General features: G+C 36.0%; 15 protein-coding genes and 1 pseudogene. 14 read left to right on the top strand and 2 right to left on the bottom strand.

Annotated elements, in window-relative coordinates:
• The first annotated feature begins 145 nt into the window (after positions 1–145).
• A complete protein-coding gene (locus tag AACM45_RS10845; protein ID WP_339142622.1) occupies positions 146–1,324 on the top strand; it encodes a glycoside hydrolase family 26 protein in 1,179 nt (392 codons plus the stop codon).
• A 142-nt stretch (positions 1,325–1,466) separates the two neighbouring features.
• On the opposite strand, the gene katG is transcribed toward AACM45_RS10845, so the two are convergent.
• Complete coding sequence (katG, locus tag AACM45_RS10840) at positions 1,467–3,662, bottom strand: catalase/peroxidase HPI (RefSeq protein WP_339142620.1); 2,196 nt, start codon at positions 3,660–3,662, stop codon at positions 1,467–1,469.
• Positions 3,663–3,859: 197 nt separating this feature from the next.
• On the opposite strand from katG, the pseudogene AACM45_RS10835 reads away from it, so the two are divergent.
• The 13 genes and pseudogenes from AACM45_RS10835 to AACM45_RS10775 form a co-directional block, all read left to right on the top strand.
• Positions 3,860–4,024: pseudogene (locus AACM45_RS10835) on the top strand (tyrosine-type recombinase/integrase); the annotation flags it as partial.
• A gap of 90 nt (positions 4,025–4,114) precedes the next feature.
• Positions 4,115–4,657 (top strand): hypothetical protein, encoded by a 543-nt coding sequence (locus AACM45_RS10830; RefSeq protein ID WP_339142619.1) that lies wholly within the window; start codon positions 4,115–4,117, stop codon positions 4,655–4,657.
• Between the two features lie 151 nt (positions 4,658–4,808).
• Positions 4,809–6,119 (top strand): hypothetical protein, encoded by a 1,311-nt coding sequence (locus tag AACM45_RS10825; RefSeq protein WP_339142618.1) that lies wholly within the window; start codon positions 4,809–4,811, stop codon positions 6,117–6,119.
• Positions 6,120–6,388: 269 nt separating this feature from the next.
• On the top strand, positions 6,389–7,519 hold the full coding sequence (locus AACM45_RS10820) for an alpha/beta hydrolase (RefSeq protein WP_339142617.1): 1,131 nt from the start codon (positions 6,389–6,391) through the stop codon (positions 7,517–7,519).
• Between the two features lie 235 nt (positions 7,520–7,754).
• Positions 7,755–8,204, top strand: a complete 450-nt coding sequence (locus AACM45_RS10815) for a DUF1569 domain-containing protein (RefSeq protein WP_339142615.1) — start codon at positions 7,755–7,757, stop codon at positions 8,202–8,204.
• Between the two features lie 3 nt (positions 8,205–8,207).
• On the top strand, positions 8,208–8,603 hold the full coding sequence (locus AACM45_RS10810) for a DUF4345 domain-containing protein (RefSeq protein WP_339142614.1): 396 nt from the start codon (positions 8,208–8,210) through the stop codon (positions 8,601–8,603).
• A gap of 341 nt (positions 8,604–8,944) precedes the next feature.
• Entirely contained in the window at positions 8,945–9,334 is a 390-nt protein-coding gene (locus AACM45_RS10805; RefSeq protein WP_339142613.1) for a carboxypeptidase-like regulatory domain-containing protein, read from the top strand.
• A gap of 13 nt (positions 9,335–9,347) precedes the next feature.
• Complete coding sequence (locus tag AACM45_RS10800) at positions 9,348–11,027, top strand: serine hydrolase domain-containing protein (RefSeq protein ID WP_339142612.1); 1,680 nt, start codon at positions 9,348–9,350, stop codon at positions 11,025–11,027.
• A 154-nt stretch (positions 11,028–11,181) separates the two neighbouring features.
• Complete coding sequence (locus AACM45_RS10795) at positions 11,182–12,279, top strand: serine hydrolase domain-containing protein (RefSeq protein WP_339142611.1); 1,098 nt, start codon at positions 11,182–11,184, stop codon at positions 12,277–12,279.
• A gap of 158 nt (positions 12,280–12,437) precedes the next feature.
• Positions 12,438–13,310: a LytR/AlgR family response regulator transcription factor gene (locus AACM45_RS10790; protein ID WP_339142610.1), complete on the top strand. Its 873-nt coding sequence runs from the start codon at positions 12,438–12,440 to the stop codon at positions 13,308–13,310.
• 92 nt (positions 13,311–13,402) lie between these two features.
• Positions 13,403–14,515 (top strand): acyltransferase family protein, encoded by a 1,113-nt coding sequence (locus AACM45_RS10785; RefSeq protein WP_339142609.1) that lies wholly within the window; start codon positions 13,403–13,405, stop codon positions 14,513–14,515.
• Positions 14,516–14,682: 167 nt separating this feature from the next.
• Entirely contained in the window at positions 14,683–15,303 is a 621-nt protein-coding gene (locus AACM45_RS10780; RefSeq protein ID WP_339142608.1) for a porin family protein, read from the top strand.
• Positions 15,304–15,421: 118 nt separating this feature from the next.
• The gene (locus AACM45_RS10775; RefSeq protein WP_339142607.1) at positions 15,422–15,946 is read left to right on the top strand and encodes a DinB family protein; all 525 of its coding nucleotides are present in this window, start codon (positions 15,422–15,424) and stop codon (positions 15,944–15,946) included.
• 624 nt (positions 15,947–16,570) lie between these two features.
• On the opposite strand, the gene AACM45_RS10770 is transcribed toward AACM45_RS10775, so the two are convergent.
• Positions 16,571–18,112, bottom strand: a complete 1,542-nt coding sequence (locus tag AACM45_RS10770; RefSeq protein ID WP_339142606.1) for a glycine--tRNA ligase — start codon at positions 18,110–18,112, stop codon at positions 16,571–16,573.
• Between the last annotated feature and the right edge of the window lie 28 nt (positions 18,113–18,140).

The following is an 18,140-nucleotide window of genomic DNA, read 5'->3' as shown; positions in this document are numbered from 1 at the left end:
AATTCGTTCATCGGGTTATGGCACAAAAATTACTTGAATCGATGTAACCGGTAAAAAAGAAATTAAAACGTGGTGCCTTAAGTTTCGTGACATCTTATGCGCTCAAATGAACCATACCAAATGCTAAAAACAGCTGCCCATGCTAATGGAAACCCTAAATATCGGAAATCACGGTCTGAACAGTTCAGCAAAGCGATATCGTTGTCGTGCGAAGATCGGAAAATGCGTAGCACTTATTTTGATAAGCATTTTTGTGATGAGCTGTAAAAGTACATTACTGACAAATAGCACCACCGTAAACGTTACCGACCCCAATGCAGATGAAAGTGCCAAACACTTGATGCTTCGTATTAGGGAAATTCCGAAAAGTGGCTATGCTTTTGGGCATCAAGATGCGACCGCCTATGGTATGGGATGGAAAAATGATGGAACACGTTATAAAAGTGATGTGGCCGAGGTCTCTGGTGATTTCCCGGCCGTTTATGGTTTTGAAATTGGCCATATCGAATTAGGGCATCGACAAAATTTAGATTCCGTCGATTTTAATCTGATGACGAGGCTTATTCAAAAAGCCCATAAATCAGGGGGTATCATCAGTATAAGTTGGCACCCTGACAACCCGGTCACCAATAAATCGGCATGGGACCCATCTCCTGCAGTGGCAGAAATTTTAGAAGGTGGGTTGATGCATCCTAAGTACCAGGCATGGGTGGCGAAGGTAGCCGACTTTATGCATGGCCTTAAGACACAAACTGGAAAACCCATCCCTATCGTATTTCGCCCCTTTCACGAAATGAACGGTTCTTGGTTTTGGTGGGGACGAAAAAGTTGTACCCCGAAAGAGTTCCAGTTGCTTTGGCGACAAACCTATGAACTCTTGACCAATACCTATAACGTTCACAACCTTTTGTATTGCTATTCTACAGACGTTGTGAAAAATGAAAAGGAATACCTTAAGTTCTATCCAGGGGATGACTATGTGGATATTTTGGGAATAGACCTCTATCATAAAAATTCTACCGAAAGATATATCGAGCTATTGAAGGATAACCTTTCCCTTCTGTCAAAAATCGGCAAGTTTAAAAACAAGCCTTTCGCCATGACCGAAGGTGGGCTAAATATGGTTCCGGTTGAAGACTGGTGGACCAATGTGCTGGACAAAAGTGTTGCGAATACCGGTATTGCCTGGGCCCTTTTTTGGCGAAATGCCTGGCCAAATCACTATTTCGGCCCTTTTAAAGGACAAAAAAGCAGTGCCGATTTCAAAAAATTCAAGGGCTTGAGCCATGTGCTTTTTTTGGAGGACGTTAAGAAAATACGCTAGTGACAACAATTCAGATTTGATCAATGGGATAATTTCCCGTAAGAAGATAATGAATAGTAATGGTTACCGTCCTTATTAAATAAAAAGGCACCCTGAACGATATCAAGATGCCTTCTATTTTATTGCAATTTCGAACTTATTCTTATTTCACATCAAAACGGTCAAGGTTCATCACTTTGGTCCAAGCGGCAACAAAGTCAGCGACGAACTTATCTTGGGCGTCATCCGCTCCATAGACCTCGGCGATTGCCCGTAGTTCGGTATTTGAGCCAAAAATTAAATCCGCACGGGTTCCTGTGAATTCGACCTTCCCTGTTATTCTATGACTTCCCTCAAAATACCTGTCGTCATTGGATGTGGCCTTCCAGGTATAGGTCATATCCAAGAGGTTTGCAAAGAAATCGTTGGTCAGGTTACCGACGTTACCAGTGAAAACACCATAGGCAGAACCGTCATAATTGGCCCCTAAAACACGGAGTCCGCCGACCAAAACAGTCATTTCTGGCACTGTCAATGTCAACAGGTTCGCACGGTCTATCAATAAATCCTCAGCAGCAACTTGTAGGCCAGATTTTATATAATTCCTAAATCCGTCGGCCAAAGGTTCCAGATAGCTGAAAGAATCCACATCGGTCTGTTCTTGACTCGCATCACCACGACCTTGCGTAAAAGGTACCTCAACGGAATGACCTGCATTTTTAGCTGCTTCCTCAACACCGACGTTACCTGCCAAGACAATTAAGTCGGCCATGGAGACTTCGCCATTAAACCCGTTCTGAATATCCTCAAGAACCGTTAAGACCTTGTTCAGTTCCGCTGGATTATTGACTTCCCAATTACGTTGTGGTTCTAGTCGAATACGACCACCATTGGCACCACCTCGTTTATCAGAACCCCTATAGGTAGAGGCTGAGGCCCACGCCGTACTTACCATCTGTGAAATGGTCAGACCTGAAGCGGCAATCCTATTTTTCAATGTGGCGATATCATCATCACTCAAGTGATAGGTCACTTTAGGGATGGGGTCTTGCCATAACAACTCTTCACTGGGTACTTCTGGACCTAAATACCGGTCAACAGGCCCCATATCACGATGTGTCAATTTATACCATGCTCGGGCAAAGGCATCTTCAAAAGCCTTATGATCTTCGTGAAAACGTCTTGAGATCTCTAAATACGCTGGATCTGTTTTTAAAGCAATATCCGCTGTGGTCATCATAAGGGCTTGGGTACCGTTTCCGCCTGCGGCCGGCGCCATTTTAGCTTTTGATTCGGCAGTTGGCGTCCATTGATGGGCACCCGCCGGGCTTTTTGTCAATTCCCAGTCGTAGTTCAATAAAACATCAAAGTAATCGGCATCCCATTGTGTTGGGTTCGGTGTCCAGGCACCTTCAATACCGCTCGTAATGGTATCTTCTAAAACTCCGCTTTTGTAAGTATTCTTCCATCCTGTACTCATCTCTTCAATAGATGCCCCATGTGGTTCTGCCCCAACATATTGATTGGGGTCAGCGGCGCCATGCGCCTTACCGAAGGTATGGCCCCCAGCGACAAGCGCTACGGTTTCCTCATCGTTCATGGCCATACGGCCAAAAGTCTCCCGTACGTCTTTTGCAGAGCCCATCGGATCGGGGTTACCGTTTGGTCCTTCAGGGTTCACGTAGATCCAACCCATCATTACCGCACCAAGGTGGCCTTCCAATTCCCCATCTTCATAGCGTTCTTCATTGGCGCCCCATTCGGTTTCGCTACCCCAATACACATCTTGTTCGGGTTCCCAAATGTCTTCCCTACCCCCGGCAAAACCAAAGGTTGGAAAACCCATCGATTCTAAGGCACAGTTTCCGGCCAAGATCATTAAATCCGCCCACGAAATCTTATTCCCGTATTTCTTTTTGATTGGCCAAAGTAATAAACGGGCCTTATCTAAATTTCCGTTGTCAGGCCAACTATTGATAGGTGCGAATCGTTGGTTACCTCCGCCGGCACCCCCACGACCATCACCAACGCGATAGGTACCTGCACTATGCCAGGCCATACGGATCATAAAACCCCCATAATGGCCATAATCGGCAGGCCACCAATCTTGCGAATCGGTCATTAAATCAGTCACCTCTTTTTTAAGGGTCGCAAAATCAAGGCTATTAAAGGCCGCGGCATAATCAAAATCCTCACCCATGGGGTTCGAGGCTGGGGCATGTTGCCTTAGAATATTCAATTTTAGTTCATTGGGCCACCAATCACGGTTTTTTACGCCCTGACCAGCGGTTTTTTTTGTTGTACCGGCAAAAAATGGGCATTTACTGATATCCCCATTTCCGTTGTGTGGATCACTCATAATTATGTTGATTTTTGTTTTATTTGTTTTAGTCTCCTAAAAGTAATGTACTTGTCTTTAAAAATGCAAAGCCATTAATTTTTTTGCGTTATGAGGCTATTACGAATGCTTATGACCCCCGAGTAGAAGTATTGTTTTTGATTATCTTAGTTCTGTATATCAGAGCTATATAGCCCATTCATCATTTATACACGATCTTAAGACATGGTCATGCGACACATTTATTGGAAAATGGCACAGATTTAAGGTTTATTCAAGAACTTTTGGGTCACAATAGTCCTAAAACAACCATGATATACACCCATGTCAGTACTACGAGTCTAGATAAAATAAAAAACCCTTTTGATGATTTTGAGCTTTAAAATAAACAACAACCCTTTTCATCGGTTTTATTCCTATTTTAGGTGTATATAGATGTATTTTACATCTATATAAACAAGTTGGCAATAATTATGAATTCTAATCAATTTCAGATAATCATTATTTTACTTACCGGACTATTTCTTTCCGGTGTGCACGCGCAGGATGAAAAGCCCGAATATGACTTCGATATGGATGCGGTTTCTGCAAAATTGGAGTCTGATTTGGTAAGGCAGAAAGTGGACACCATATTACAAGCATACTATTTCTTCGACAATGGTCGTGGTGAGAAAGCGACGGACATACACTTTTGGACCAAAGACGGAAAAAGTTTTGTAAAGGCCATCGGATTTGGGAAAAAGGAAAAAGCCAAGGTATTTGAAACAAAAAATTGTCCAGAGTTTATGGACATACTGGACTTTTACTTTAACAACATAAAAGAAATTATTGGTTCAGAACCAAAACCATCAATGATTGTGAGTCATAATTATGGATTTTATGTTTTGCTGAAAATAAATGGAACGGAATTCAAAACTTATTTACGTAATGAAAGCTGGATGGAAAACGACCATCCAAGGGCGGAATGGATTCAAATGATCGCTGGAATTGCAACCCCTTATATCGAAAATAAATAACTATTGCCAACACGGTGTATAATTAATTGCGGGCGGATTTCCCAAAATGGAAATCCTTGCAATTAACTATCTTCGGTACAGGCGGACATTTTCCGTTGGAAAAGTCCGCAACTAATCATACACATGACCGTTGGCAGTAATATTGAAAACTATGAAAACACATATTAAATCAATTTTAATTATTATAGTCGTAGCAATATTTTTCACATTCATTTATGCTTTTCCTATATCAAGCTTACAACGAAACCATAAAGGCATTAGCGATAATGAAATCTATTTGATTTTAATATTGATTTTCTTCATTACTATTCTTACTACATATATTATTTACATAACCGTTTTAAAATTTAGAGATAAAAAAGAAATAAATGTTAAGGCAGAAGAGATTGTTAAGATAAAGAAAAATGAAATCAAACAATTCTTAAATGAACTGTTTAATTCAAAAGATTATTACACATACATATCGACTTCTTTACCTACAGGAAAAAATGATTCCAATTATGGAATAGATTACATTCCTTTTATGTTGGATAATTTAAGATTGCAGAAAAAAGATTTTAAATCGACTTCCAACATCTTTTTGAGTGTGACTATTTTTTTAGCATTAATATTCTCAGCAATATTGATTTATTATGGAAATATACTTATTAAAGACGATTCCATTGGACTTAATAAATCAATGGAAATAGTAAATACTCAAATGCCAATTTTAGTTAATAATTTGAAAGAATTAAAAGATAAGGAGTCAATTGCATTAGAATCAGAAATTATTAGTAAGATTAATTTACTAAATAATAATGCATCTGATTTAAGAAATGATTTTAGAGAAAAAGGCTACGAAATTGAAAACATAATAAATTTAGAGCGTCCTAAAACAATATATGACATTCCAACTAGATTTCCAGAAATAGATGCCTATTTGGAAAAAAGTGACAGTATTGTAAAGTTAATAGCTGATGAAAAAGAGAAAAAAGCCATTTCTGATATTATTACACAAATTAGAAATAATAAATTAAGTTTAGTAAATGAAAGAACTGAAATTGACCAGCTAATATCAAATTATAATAAATTAATAGCTCAGCTTAATATAGAAATTAGTGATATTAAATCAGATTTTAATACTTTAAAAGAGAAGAATTCTTTGGCAGAATTCTTTAAAAGGCTTTCCATTGGATTAATAATCGCGACATTCTTTTTAGCAATCTTAAAATTTTCTGCCAACTTATATAGAGAAAACTATATTCAAATGACTCAAACTCAAAGTTTAGAACTTGAAATTAGAAAATTATATATTGCTTTTAAAAACATTGACAACGAAGAATCAAGAAAAATAGTCTTAAATTCTTTATTAGATTTTAGAAAAAGTGCAACAGTCTTAGGTAATAAAACAATAAATTCTAAGTCTTTAGATTTAAATAATTTAATTAGTCAATTAATTGCTGCTTTAGAAAAAAAAGTATAAAAAATACTACTGCCAACAACGTGTATAAAAGATAGCTAATAAGTGCTTAACCGAAGGTTTTATGCTTATTTGTGAAAATCGCCAAATTTTTAATTTTGGCTCTTAGAAAATGATAAATTGAAAAAAATATAAAAAAATCCGGCTCTGTATTAATCCGAAAAGTAAGCGTCTTTTGCACGCTACATTGCATACACAAAACCGTTAGCATTAATTGCAAAGATTATCTTAAAAATTAGTTTGTACTGAACTAAAACAACGAAATTTAAAGAATGAAGACTATTAAAAACGCACTCAGTACATGTAATACCTTGGCTTTATTATTGTTATTTCCTATACTGGGAAATTCACAGGTTATTTCCAAAGCACCTGAAGATTTGATTGTTATCGGTAATGAATCAATCAATTTTCAATCGAATATTACTAATAGTGAGTACAAATTGTACATTAATCTCCCAGAAAGTTATGATATTGCTTCAAAGAAAACGTATCCTGTATATTATGCATTAGATGGTAACCGTACCTTTGATGTTACAACACGCATTTACAATGGTATTTGGGATGATGGTTTTGTTCCCGAAATGATAATCGTCGGTATTACCTATAGTGGTTCAAAAACCAACCCAAATTTGAACAGGTCTAGAGATTTAACCCCTACCAATATAGATAGGATAGCATCTTCTGGTGGTGCTTCCAATTTTTTAAAAGTATTAGCTGATGAAATAATCCCATTCATAGACAGTCACTACAGGTCGGATAGAGTCAATCGAACGCTAGCAGGCACATCATTTGCAGGATTATTCGCATATTATACACTTTTCACGAAACCCACTTTATTTAAGAACTACATTATTAACAATCCTACTTTTTGGTGGGACAATGATTATTCATACAAACTGGAAGATGAATTTTATAAAAACAACAAAACCTTAAATGCCAAAGTAATCTTTTTAAGTGGAGAGTTCGATGCCGTGGAAAAAGTCGAACAAATGGTTGAACAAATAAAAGGACATAACTACGATAATTTAACCTTAGATTTTCGAATGGTTGAAAACATGGGGCATTTGGGAGGTGAAGCTGAAGCCATTAACCAAGGTATGAGCTTTGTTTACAGAAGACCAACTATCAATATACCAGAAGACGAGTTAAAAGAATACTGCGGGACATATAAAGATGGTGATTATATTCGTGAGATTGTTATTACGGATGGCGAACTAAGCTTAAAACGTAAACAGGCGTCTAGTGGTGCGAATATTAAGGCGATTACAAAAAACGTATTTGCAATCCATGGAAGATATTTTGATTTTCGTTTTAATAGAAATAAAAAGGGGGAAGTTATTGGTTTTTCTAGTCAGTTAGATGCTGATCCCTCCCGAGTTATGACTGCTATAAAAATCGATTAAGTGTTGAAATAACTAATGCTAAAATTGGCCATAATCCATTGCTAATTAGTTAATGCAAGGAACTTTTCTTAACTTCAAACAGACTAAAATCAAACCGGAACAGATGCTACATGCTCCTTTTGGCTCACTGGAAAATCGCAGCATCCGCCACAGAACGTTCGCTTAGTCACCAAATCGCAACGAGATCATAGCCGGGGCCGTTGCCTGCAAGCCAAAAATTGAATCTACAAAAATCATGAATAACTTATATAATCAATCCGATGTAAACGGAATTATAGAAAGGTTAGAAAAACTCACTCCAAATGCAGAAAGAAAGTGGGGAAAAATGAATATAGCTCAAATGTTAGCTCACCTAAATGCTTTTCTTGAAACTGCATTGAATATCAATTTTCAAGAAAGAATGTTCATAGGAATAATTCTAGGCAGGTTTTTTAAAGGACGATATGTAAGTAAAAAACAATTTTCTAAAAATTCACCAACAGGGAAAAACTATATTTTTACTGGTGAAAAAGACTTTGAAAAGGAAAAAAACAAAGCTCTGTCACTTATAAAGATGTTTTATGAAAATGGACCTGAACAATGCACAAAACAACCTCACCCATTCTTCGGTAATTTAACACCAAATGAATGGGCAATTGCGCAATGGAAACATTTCGACCATCATTTAAGACAATTTGATTCTTAACGAATGAATAACAATTTAAAGTGGATTTTTAAAAGTTTACATCTTATCATTTCCTTATCAATAGTAGTTCCTACAGCAATAGTTTATGGTTCGCCTTCAGTATTGCCCGAACATTTAGATATTCAAGTAAATACGATTGACCTTTCAAATATGTTGAAAGCTATTATGTGTTTATATCTGGGAATCTCGCTCATATGGACTTTAGGAATCTGGAAAACAAAATATTGGAAAATTGCTACTCAACTGAATGTCTTATTTATGCTGACTCTGGCAACGGGACGAGCGTTGAGTATGATAATTGATGGATTCCCAACTGGTGGTTATATTTTTGGAATAATTGCTGAACTGCTACTTGGACTATTTTCCTTGTATCAGTTAAAAAAACACGCAATGGAATAGATTAATTCTCCAAAAAAAGCCAGCAGGTAACACAGCCTAAACGTAATGCGGGCTTCAGGGCAATACTGAGAGGTCTGTGTATATTTATAAAGTCGCTAAATCTTTGGCCCCGACGCTTCGGGGTAGCTTTGGAATAAAAAAGAAAAAGCAAAGCAATAAGCTTTAGCTACGTGCACAGACGGAAACGAAAAGTTTCATTACTTCCGCCCTACGCTAAGCCGAGACCGTTGTATGCAATTAAAAACATTACTGCAAAGCAACCATTCCTTAATTTTTTGTGTCTCTAGATGTATAAGATCATTCCGCATTTGATTAAAATAAGAGATATCCAATTAATATTTATGAATAAAATTAAAAATACATTTTTAATCTGCTTACTGTCTTTTGGAGTTTTCACATCCGTTTTTGGACAATTGACCATTAAAGGACATGTAATATCTCAAAATAATAAAGAACCGTTAGCTTTCGTGAATATTGGTGTTCTGAATTCTTCTTTTGGGACAATTTCAAATGGCGATGGCAGCTTCTCGATTAAAATACCAGCTTCTCATTTAAAAGAAAATTTATTATTTTCTGCTATTGGTTATGAAAAAAAATCTTTAGCAATAAATTCCTTTGCAAATAATAAAGAAAACGCTATTTATTTGATTGAGAAAGAAATTGCACTTGATGAAGTAGTAATTTCTGCTTCTACAAGAAAAATAAAAACACAATTGGCTTGGAAACCGTAAGAGGAATTTATTTGTGCAAGGCCAAACATATGTAGATTCGGTATCTGCTGGTGGAGCTATGGCTTTGTTAATTGAAAAGAAAGATGATGTTGATTTAAACTTCATTGACAAAGCACGATTATTTATTGCTAAAAATACGGAACCCCAATTTAAAGTACGCGTTAGATTTCTTGAAGTGGATAAATCGAATAACAATTTACCCGGAGACGATCTCTTTAATGAAAGTATTGTAGTTACATCAGATAAAAAAAGAGGCTGGTTAACTTTTGATTTATCATCCTATAATTATAAAATAAATGAGGAATCTTTCTTCTTGGTTTTTGAATGGATTTTAGAAGATAAAGATCGCCTCAAACTATTTAATGGGTTTGCTGAATATTGGAAATTAAATCCTAATAAAATAAAAAGAGATTCTGTACTAATTGATGGAAAAAAGGTATTTACGGAAGAAATTTCAGGTGTGGGAAAAACACCAATAATATTATTTGGAGATACCAGAACCATGGCTGATCGAAAAAATTACTATTGTTATGCGCGTAGTAGTAGTTTTGCTGAATGGGAAAGGACACCTGATATTCTTTCCGCCAAAATCTTGATGAGTAATAAATCTCCAATAAATTCAAATTCATCAGACGAACATAGGATGATATCAAATAACGAAGACGATAATCAAGAAGAAACACTAGAGTCTAAAATTGCAAAATGGGGTAATGCCTTTATAGAAAATTATAACATTCCTGGGATGCAACTTTCTGTAAGCTCAAAAAACAAGACCATTTTTTCAGAAGGTTTTGGCTATTCTGATGTTGAAAATGAAAAGAAAGTAAATCCGCAAACACGTTTTAGAATTGCAAGTGTGACTAAACCAATTACAGCCACTGCAATGATTAAATTAGCTTCTGAAGGGAAATTAGATTTGGATGCTGATGTGAGAACGTATGTCTCTTCTTTTCCTGAAAAAAAATATATGCTAACTACGCGACAATTGGCAGGGCATTTAGGTGGAATCCGTGATTATTTTGAAATCAGCATCGATGAAGTGATTAAAAATCCGCATTTCGAAAATGCAACCGAAGCCATTAACGTATTCAAAAATGATACGTTAATGGCTAAACCAGGCAATCAATATTTATACACTTCTTTTGGATATAATTTACTCGGAGCTGCTATTGAAGGAGCATCGGGACAAACGTATTTAGAGTATATGCAAGATAATCTCTGGAAGCCGCTTTTAATGTCCAATACCTATGGAGATATTGCAGATAGTACGATGATAAATAAAACTAAGTTTTACTATCCAAACGAATCAGAAGCAGAACCTTATGATTTAAGTTATGCCCACGCATCAGGAGGCTTAATCTCTACAACCGAAGATTTATTGAAATTTGGCAATGAACTCATATACGGGCACTATTTTGACAATAATTTCAAAAAGAAATTATTTGAAACACAATATACTACTGATAAAACTCCAACAAACTATGGACTGGGTTGGTATATAGCAAAAGATATAAATGGTTGGAGAATTTGGTATCACGTAGGGCAAGGGCCTTCTTCAGGCGCTGTTTTAATACTATATCCAGACGAAGGTATTGTCATATCCCTTCTTGCTAATATGCCAATCTTAGTCGATTCTGATGATGGTCTACCGATGGAAGTGCAAAAACTTGGAGAGTTAATTTATCAAAAATAGAAAACAGCATGTATAATCAATTGCTTGGTTCTCGCCTACTTGAAAATTCCTTCGGAATTTTTTCTGGCAAGTTCTTGTTTATTAAATTAGTTACTGAACCACGTAACTAACAATGCACCAAACGTTGTGTGCAATTACCAAAAATCGAAAAACATTGATAAGAAACATTCAGAAAACAATACTTTTTGGATTTGTAACTTTTTTAATAGTCAGTTGCAATCGAAATAAATCAATCGAGAACAAAAGCCCAGAGGAAATTGTCGAACATTTTGCTACCGAGTTTTTAGATGATGACAGAATTCATTCCGTTTCAATTGCACTCTACAATAACGGAAAAGAAACTACATTTCATTTTGGCGAACAAAATCCAAACAAGAAAAACCCACCAACCGACTCTACGCTTTATGAACTGGCCTCTGTAACCAAGACCTTTACCGGAACAATGGTTGCAAAGGCGGTTCTTGATGGTAAAATATCGCTTGACCATGATATTCGTAACTATTTGCCACAGGAATATCCCAATTTTGAATACGAAGGAGAAAAAATAACAATTAAAGATATCATAACTCATACAGGCGGTTTTCCAAATTTTCCACCTGATGATGAAAACAAGAAAGCATTTTGGAATGGATTGCATCAGGTAGAAATAAATTCTAAACCCGGAACGGAATTCCAATACTCAAATACTGCACCTGAAATAACTGCATATATCCTTGAAAAAACTTATGGAGTTCCATATCAAAAACTGATTGAGCAATATATTTTAGAACCAAACGAAATGACAAACACCAAATTTGTCCTCAATGCAAACGACAAAATTTTGTTGATACAAGGCTACAATGGAGAGAAGCAACCACAAGAGCATTTTCAAAACAATCTTTGGGGCGGAATTGCTGGCATTCATTCAAACACAAAGGATTTAATCAAGTATATCAAATACCATTTGAACGAATCAATACCAGAAGTTCAAGAATCCCATAAAAACTTTTTCAAGACCCAATACGGTTTTGATATCGGATATCATTGGAATATTGTTGAAATTGAGAACGAAGTATGTTATCGTCATCACGGTGGAATTTGGGGAATGCAGAATTGGCTTATGGTTTTCCCAGAAACTAACATTGGAATTGCTGTATTATCAAATGCCAGTTTCGGAGGTAACGCACTATCAAAAGGAATAGATGATAGGCTTGAAGAACTCGCTTTAAACATTAAAAAAGAAATAACTGCACACAACAATGGCTATGAGTAATTGCTTGTTCTCGCCTACTTCTGAATCCCGAAGCGTCGGGACTCGCAGATTTTCAGTTAGGTGCATACTTGCAGAGTTAAGTACTAAACCACGCAACTACTCATAGCCCAACCGTTGGCGGTAATTGAAAAACTACCGAGATTGACTTTGAACAGTAAATGAAAATTGAAACCTACATAAGACAACCTTACCCTTTCTATTACGAGGAATTGAAAAAAGTGTTTTTCATTCTTTGTTATATTTCAATAGTTAGTTTTCTTTTTACTTATCTCTTTAAACCCTTTATTGTAAATGTTGCTGAACACAAAATAAATAGTCTTTGGATTGTTGTTTTGCATTCGGTAATTCCGGTACCAATTGCTTTCGTTTATGCTTATTTTCTAAAAAAATCCGTTAAAAAAATTGAAAATTGGACTTTAGGAAAAGAGTTTTTGCATTTGGCTATAATACTTTTTCTTATAGGTCTTGCTAGTTTCCTAATTAGGGATTTTATTTACACTAATCCTGATAATTGGTCTTTTAGATATTTCTGGGAAGAAATTCGGAATACTTTTCTAGTTGGAAGTTTACTTTTGATAATCATCTTACCCCTTAACTTAGAGCGCCTAATTTATAAACACTCAACTGTTTTAAAAAGAATACCAATTAATCAGCAAAATTTAAAAGAAGTCGATACAGTTGCTCAAATTCAAACACCAATCGTAGAAGAAAATTTTGAGCTGCATATACAAACTTTTCTTTTTGCAAAAGTGGATGGAAATTATCTCGAAATATTTCACACTACTTCAAACGGATTTGAAAAACACTTAAAAAGACTAACCTTAAAAGAATTTGATAAGCAACTAAGTTCTTTCCCTTTCATTCTGAAGGTGCATCGCTCATACATTGTAAATCTAAAGGCTATTACATCCATTTCGGGAAACGCCCAGGGCTATGCGCTAAATTTGAAAGAATATAACCAAGGTACTGTTCCTGTTTCTCGGTCTAAAATTCAAGACTTTAATCGATTTTATTCAAATATAAGTAAATAGCAAGCTTGCATTTCGGCACTCTGTTTTGTCAATTGTCACTTGACCATAAATCACATTGATTTTGTTTTTATAATTGCCAAAAAACAAAATTAGTGGATACTACAACAAGAAGATATGATTTGGACTGGCTAAGAGTCATAGCTATTTTGGCAGTCTATTGCCACCATATAGGTATGCCTTTTAATGGCGATGGTTTTCATATTATGAATTCCGAATCCAGTAAAGTACTGGACGACATTATGGTCTATTTTGAACAATTTAGACTACCCTTACTTTTTTTAATATCGGGTACTGGAACAGTGCTCGCATTTTCAAAGCGTAATTGGCAACAATTTTTTAAAGAAAGAACGGGCAGACTTATAATTCCGTTAATTTTTGGCGTCCTATTTATTGTGCCACCTCAAACCTATTATCAATATATTAATGAATTTAGTTCCTATTGGCAGATATATAAAGATGGACGATTTGAAACAAATCACCTATGGTTTATAGAGAATTTATATGTCATTTCAATTCTTGCAATCCCATTAATAATTTTTCTTAAGTCTAAAAAATCCCAAAGTTTTAAGAATTGGTTTGTAAAAATGAGTTCATATAAAGTCGGTTTATTATTAGGAGGTTTTCCATTAATAATTTTCACTATGCTACTTAAAAGATATTATCCAACAGGATCTTCTTCCTTAACAAACTTTTCCGAGACTTTTTTCTACACTTATTTTTTTATAACTGGTATTCTGTTTGCAAGCTCTCAATTATTTTGGGACAATCTAAAAAAGTTTAGACGTTTTCATTTAATCGTTTTTATAATCAGTTCATTTTCATTTTACGGTTACTACTTCATACCAAATAATATAGTAGAACCATATGTAAGCATTTCAATCCGTTGGGATATTTGGTATGGCTTGTGCTGTTTGTTGGGTTGGAGTTTTGTGTTGACACTGTTGGGCTATGGCCAAATTTATTTAAATAGGCCAAGTCCATGGCTAAAAAAAATGAATGAGGCTATCTACCCATTCTACATTTTACACCAAACCGTAATTGTAGTTTTCGCCTATTTCATCATTCAAATGAACTTCGATATTCCAATTAAAATAACACTACTTTTAACTAGCTCATTTATTGTAATTGTACTTATATATCGTTTAATAATTTATCCTTTTAGAATCACAAGAGTGCTTTTTGGAATGAAAAGAAAATCTGAATAAACAACTACCGCCAAAATTGTATGAAAATAATAGCCGTTTTAGTGCTTTGTCGAAACCGTTTTTTATTTTTAGATTCTGTGTCTAACCGAAAAGTTAGTGCGTAAAAATCCGCTACAGTATCATAGTCGAGACCGTTTGTAACCATTTATCAAATTCAAACAATCCCAATGAAAAAAAGACCTATCCTAATTTTAATACTAATCCTATCTGTAAGAAGTATAATTGCGCAAACAACTAACAATGTTGAATTTGGGTTAAAAATTGGAGCAAATTACACAGTGCCAAAAATGGTGGATTTGAAAAGTATGGAATTCAATAACCAACTTGGTCTGGATTTAGGATTATTTTCAGATTTCATGTTTAATAATCGTATTGGTCTAAAACTAGAATTATTGTATACATCCCAGAATATTAATATGGAATCTTACGGATTTAATGATGGAAATGGAGGGAGGACTGAAACCGCAGAACTCAATCAAGAAGTAAAAGATGAATATTTGACCCTACCTATTCTATTTAAATTAAAGTTGATCAATAGGTTGGATTTTTCGTTGGGACCTCAACTTGGGTTATTAATTTCAAACAATGAAAGATTTTTAGTTAATGATGGTATAATCTTTTTTCAAAATGAACAACTTGATCACTTTAGTATTTCAGGAGACCTTGATTTATCCTTCCATGCAACTGACAGACTTAATTTGAGCATTCGATATTTTTTAGGGTTAAACAAAGTAAATAGTCTTCGTAATAATGGCCTTCAGTTCCATTTAGGTTATGCCATATTATGAATGAAAACTGGTGCCAACAAAGAACTGAGGTAAACAACAAGTTCTTACCATGGTAACTTAAACAAATAATTTTCATCAGACGGCCATGATTTTGTTGTAGTCAATTAGAAACGTAAGCATGAACTTCGAATTAAGTAAATCATTGGAAATTTTAGCGAGAACCCCTCAAGTTTTAGATGCTTTACTGAACGGTTTATCTAAGGAATGGATTGAAAATAACGAAGGTGAAAATACTTGGAGTCCATTTGATATTGTGGGGCATTTAATTTTTGGTGAGAAAACAGACTGGATGGTAAGAATAAAAACGATTTTAAGCGAATCTGAAAACAGACTTTTTGAACCATTTGACAGATTTGCCCAACTGACCGAAAACCAAGAAAAGACAATTAGTGAACTAATACATGAATTTAAGGAATTAAGAAAGAGGAACCTGAACGAATTGAATACCCTAAATATTACAAGTAACGATTTGAATCGAACTGGAATCCACCCGGAATTCGGAGAAGTGAATCTAAAGCAACTTATTTCAACTTGGGCCGTTCACGATTTAGGTCATTTAGCGCAAATATCACGGGTTATGGCGAAACAATACAAAAACGAAGTTGGACCTTGGATCGACTATTTAGGGGTTCTAAAAAAATAACCCATTATATCACCGCAATATGTGGATAGTCAGGGTAATTTAAAAAGGTTGGGCATATCTACAAAGACCATCAAAACAAGGTTTTGGCTTTATGCCTAGGGCAATGATAAGTGATTGAACGGCCAGTGCAGACGAGGAGTTTATCCTAGCCATGCGAGAATTACCATATGTCACAATCGTTGGTGACAATACCGATGGTATGCTCTCTAATCAATATGGTTTTAGACTACCTAATAAATGAGAGGTGACGCTATCACACCAACAATATTTTTCACCTGATATGGTGAATTATGAGGGTGTTGGAATCCACCCTCTGACCATAAGTTGGTAAACCGGCCTGAAGAAATACGTAATGGTACGGACCCATTGATTGTGAAAGCTATCGCGTTGTTAGAGGAAAAAATAAAAGCCAGCAAAACGCCTAGATGAAAAGCGGGCCTTTTTAGGTCAATTTTTGAACAAAGTGCATTATTAGGCAATCCATTTACATAATCCAATACCGAGATAAGGTGCTGCCCCTAATCATGTAAAATCAAAAAAAGGAACATCAGAATTTGCGCACACTTTGAAGCACAATAACATACAACAATGTGCAAATCGTTCCGCTACTTTTAGTATCGAAATTTAAATACGCTTTAACCACTCGCGCATGTCCACTTCTTTAGCGATGATACCCTTTAGCTCAGTAATCGCAACACGTTGTTGTTCCATAGTATCGCGATGCCGAATCGTCACCGTTTCATCTTCTAAGGTTTGATGGTCGACTGTAATGCAAAAAGGTGTGCCGACGGCATCTTGTCGACGGTAGCGACGCCCTACCGCGTCTTTTTCATCATAGGCAATGTTGAAGTCCCATTTTAAATCGTCAACTAATTTCTTCGCCACCTCTGGTAATCCATCGCGTTTTAACAAGGGCAAAATTGCTGCTTTTGTAGGGGCCAATACCGCCGGTAATTTCAAAACGGTTCGCGTGGTATTATTTTCGAGTTCTTCTTCTTGTAATGAATTACTGAAAACGGCCAAAAACATGCGATCTAAACCAATGGATGTTTCTAGAACATAGGGTACATAGCTCTTGTTCTCTTCTGGATCAAAATACTGTAGTTTTTTACCCGAATGTGCTTCGTGTTGGCTCAAATCAAAATCGGTTCTGGAATGGATTCCTTCCAATTCTTTAAATCCGAATGGAAATTTAAATTCAATATCCGCAGCAGCGTCAGCGTAATGTGCCAACTTTTCATGATCATGAAAACGGTAATTGTCCGCGCCCATACCCAATGATAAGTGCCAATTCATACGCTTCTCTTTCCATTTAGCATACCATTCTTGTTGGGTACCTGGCTTGATGAAGTATTGCATCTCCATCTGTTCGAACTCACGCATCCTGAAAATAAATTGTCTTGCCACGATTTCATTGCGGAATGCTTTTCCGGTCTGGGCGATTCCGAACGGAATCTTCATCCGTCCTGTTTTTTGAACATTCAAGAAGTTTACAAAAATACCTTGCGCCGTTTCTGGGCGTAGGTATAGGTCCATGGCAGAATCAGCCGAAGCACCGAGTTTGGTGCCGAACATCAAGTTGAACTGTTTTACCTCGGTCCAGTTTTTAGAACCTGAAAGCGGACAGGCAATTTCCAATTCCTCGATTAAGGCTTTAACATCGGCCAAATCTTCATTTTCCAATGATTTCCCTAATCGCTTTAGAATACCATCGGCCTTTTTTTGGTAGTCAACGACACGATTATTGGTTTCTAAGAACTGTGCTTTATCAAAACTGTCGCCAAAACGTTTGGCCGCCTTGGCTACTTCCTTATCGATTTTCGCTTCTATTTTCGCTACATAATCTTCTACCAAGACATCGGCACGATATCTTTTTTTAGAATCTTTATTATCTATCAAAGGATCATTAAAGGCATCAACATGACCTGAGGCTTTCCAAGTAGTGGGGTGCATGAAAATAGCAGCATCCAAGCCAACTATATTATCATTGAGCTGTACCATGGCCTGCCACCAATATTCGCGAATATTCTTTTTGAGCTCAACCCCATTCTGGGCATAATCATATACCGCGCTCAAACCATCATAAATCTCACTACTTTGAAACACATAACCGTATTCTTTGGCATGTGAGATTACCTTTTTGAAAATATCTTCTTGCTTTGCCATTGCGCAAAAATAGTATAATGGCCAAAAA

It is taken from the genome of Croceitalea sp. MTPC5 (assembly GCF_036985505.1).
Taxonomy (GTDB): Bacteria; Bacteroidota; Bacteroidia; order Flavobacteriales; family Flavobacteriaceae; genus Croceitalea.
Note: the sequence above shows the minus strand (reverse complement) of the source record. Positions and strands in the feature narration are given on the sequence as shown.

Excerpts from the sequence above, each read along its gene's own strand:
- AACM45_RS10770 (WP_339142606.1), bottom strand. The coding sequence starts at position 18,112 with ATGGCAAAGCAAGAAGATATTTTCAAAAAGGTAATCTCACATGCCAAA.
- AACM45_RS10810 (WP_339142614.1), top strand. The coding sequence starts at position 8,208 with ATGAATAACAATTTAAAGTGGATTTTTAAAAGTTTACATCTTATCATT.
- AACM45_RS10830 (WP_339142619.1), top strand. The coding sequence starts at position 4,115 with ATGAATTCTAATCAATTTCAGATAATCATTATTTTACTTACCGGACTA.
- AACM45_RS10780 (WP_339142608.1), top strand. The coding sequence starts at position 14,683 with ATGAAAAAAAGACCTATCCTAATTTTAATACTAATCCTATCTGTAAGA.
- AACM45_RS10845 (WP_339142622.1), top strand. The coding sequence starts at position 146 with ATGGAAACCCTAAATATCGGAAATCACGGTCTGAACAGTTCAGCAAAG.
- AACM45_RS10775 (WP_339142607.1), top strand. The coding sequence starts at position 15,422 with ATGAACTTCGAATTAAGTAAATCATTGGAAATTTTAGCGAGAACCCCT.
- AACM45_RS10820 (WP_339142617.1), top strand. The coding sequence starts at position 6,389 with ATGAAGACTATTAAAAACGCACTCAGTACATGTAATACCTTGGCTTTA.
- AACM45_RS10790 (WP_339142610.1), top strand. The coding sequence starts at position 12,438 with ATGAAAATTGAAACCTACATAAGACAACCTTACCCTTTCTATTACGAG.
- katG (WP_339142620.1), bottom strand. The coding sequence starts at position 3,662 with ATGAGTGATCCACACAACGGAAATGGGGATATCAGTAAATGCCCATTT.
- AACM45_RS10825 (WP_339142618.1), top strand. The coding sequence starts at position 4,809 with ATGAAAACACATATTAAATCAATTTTAATTATTATAGTCGTAGCAATA.
- AACM45_RS10815 (WP_339142615.1), top strand. The coding sequence starts at position 7,755 with ATGAATAACTTATATAATCAATCCGATGTAAACGGAATTATAGAAAGG.
- AACM45_RS10805 (WP_339142613.1), top strand. The coding sequence starts at position 8,945 with ATGAATAAAATTAAAAATACATTTTTAATCTGCTTACTGTCTTTTGGA.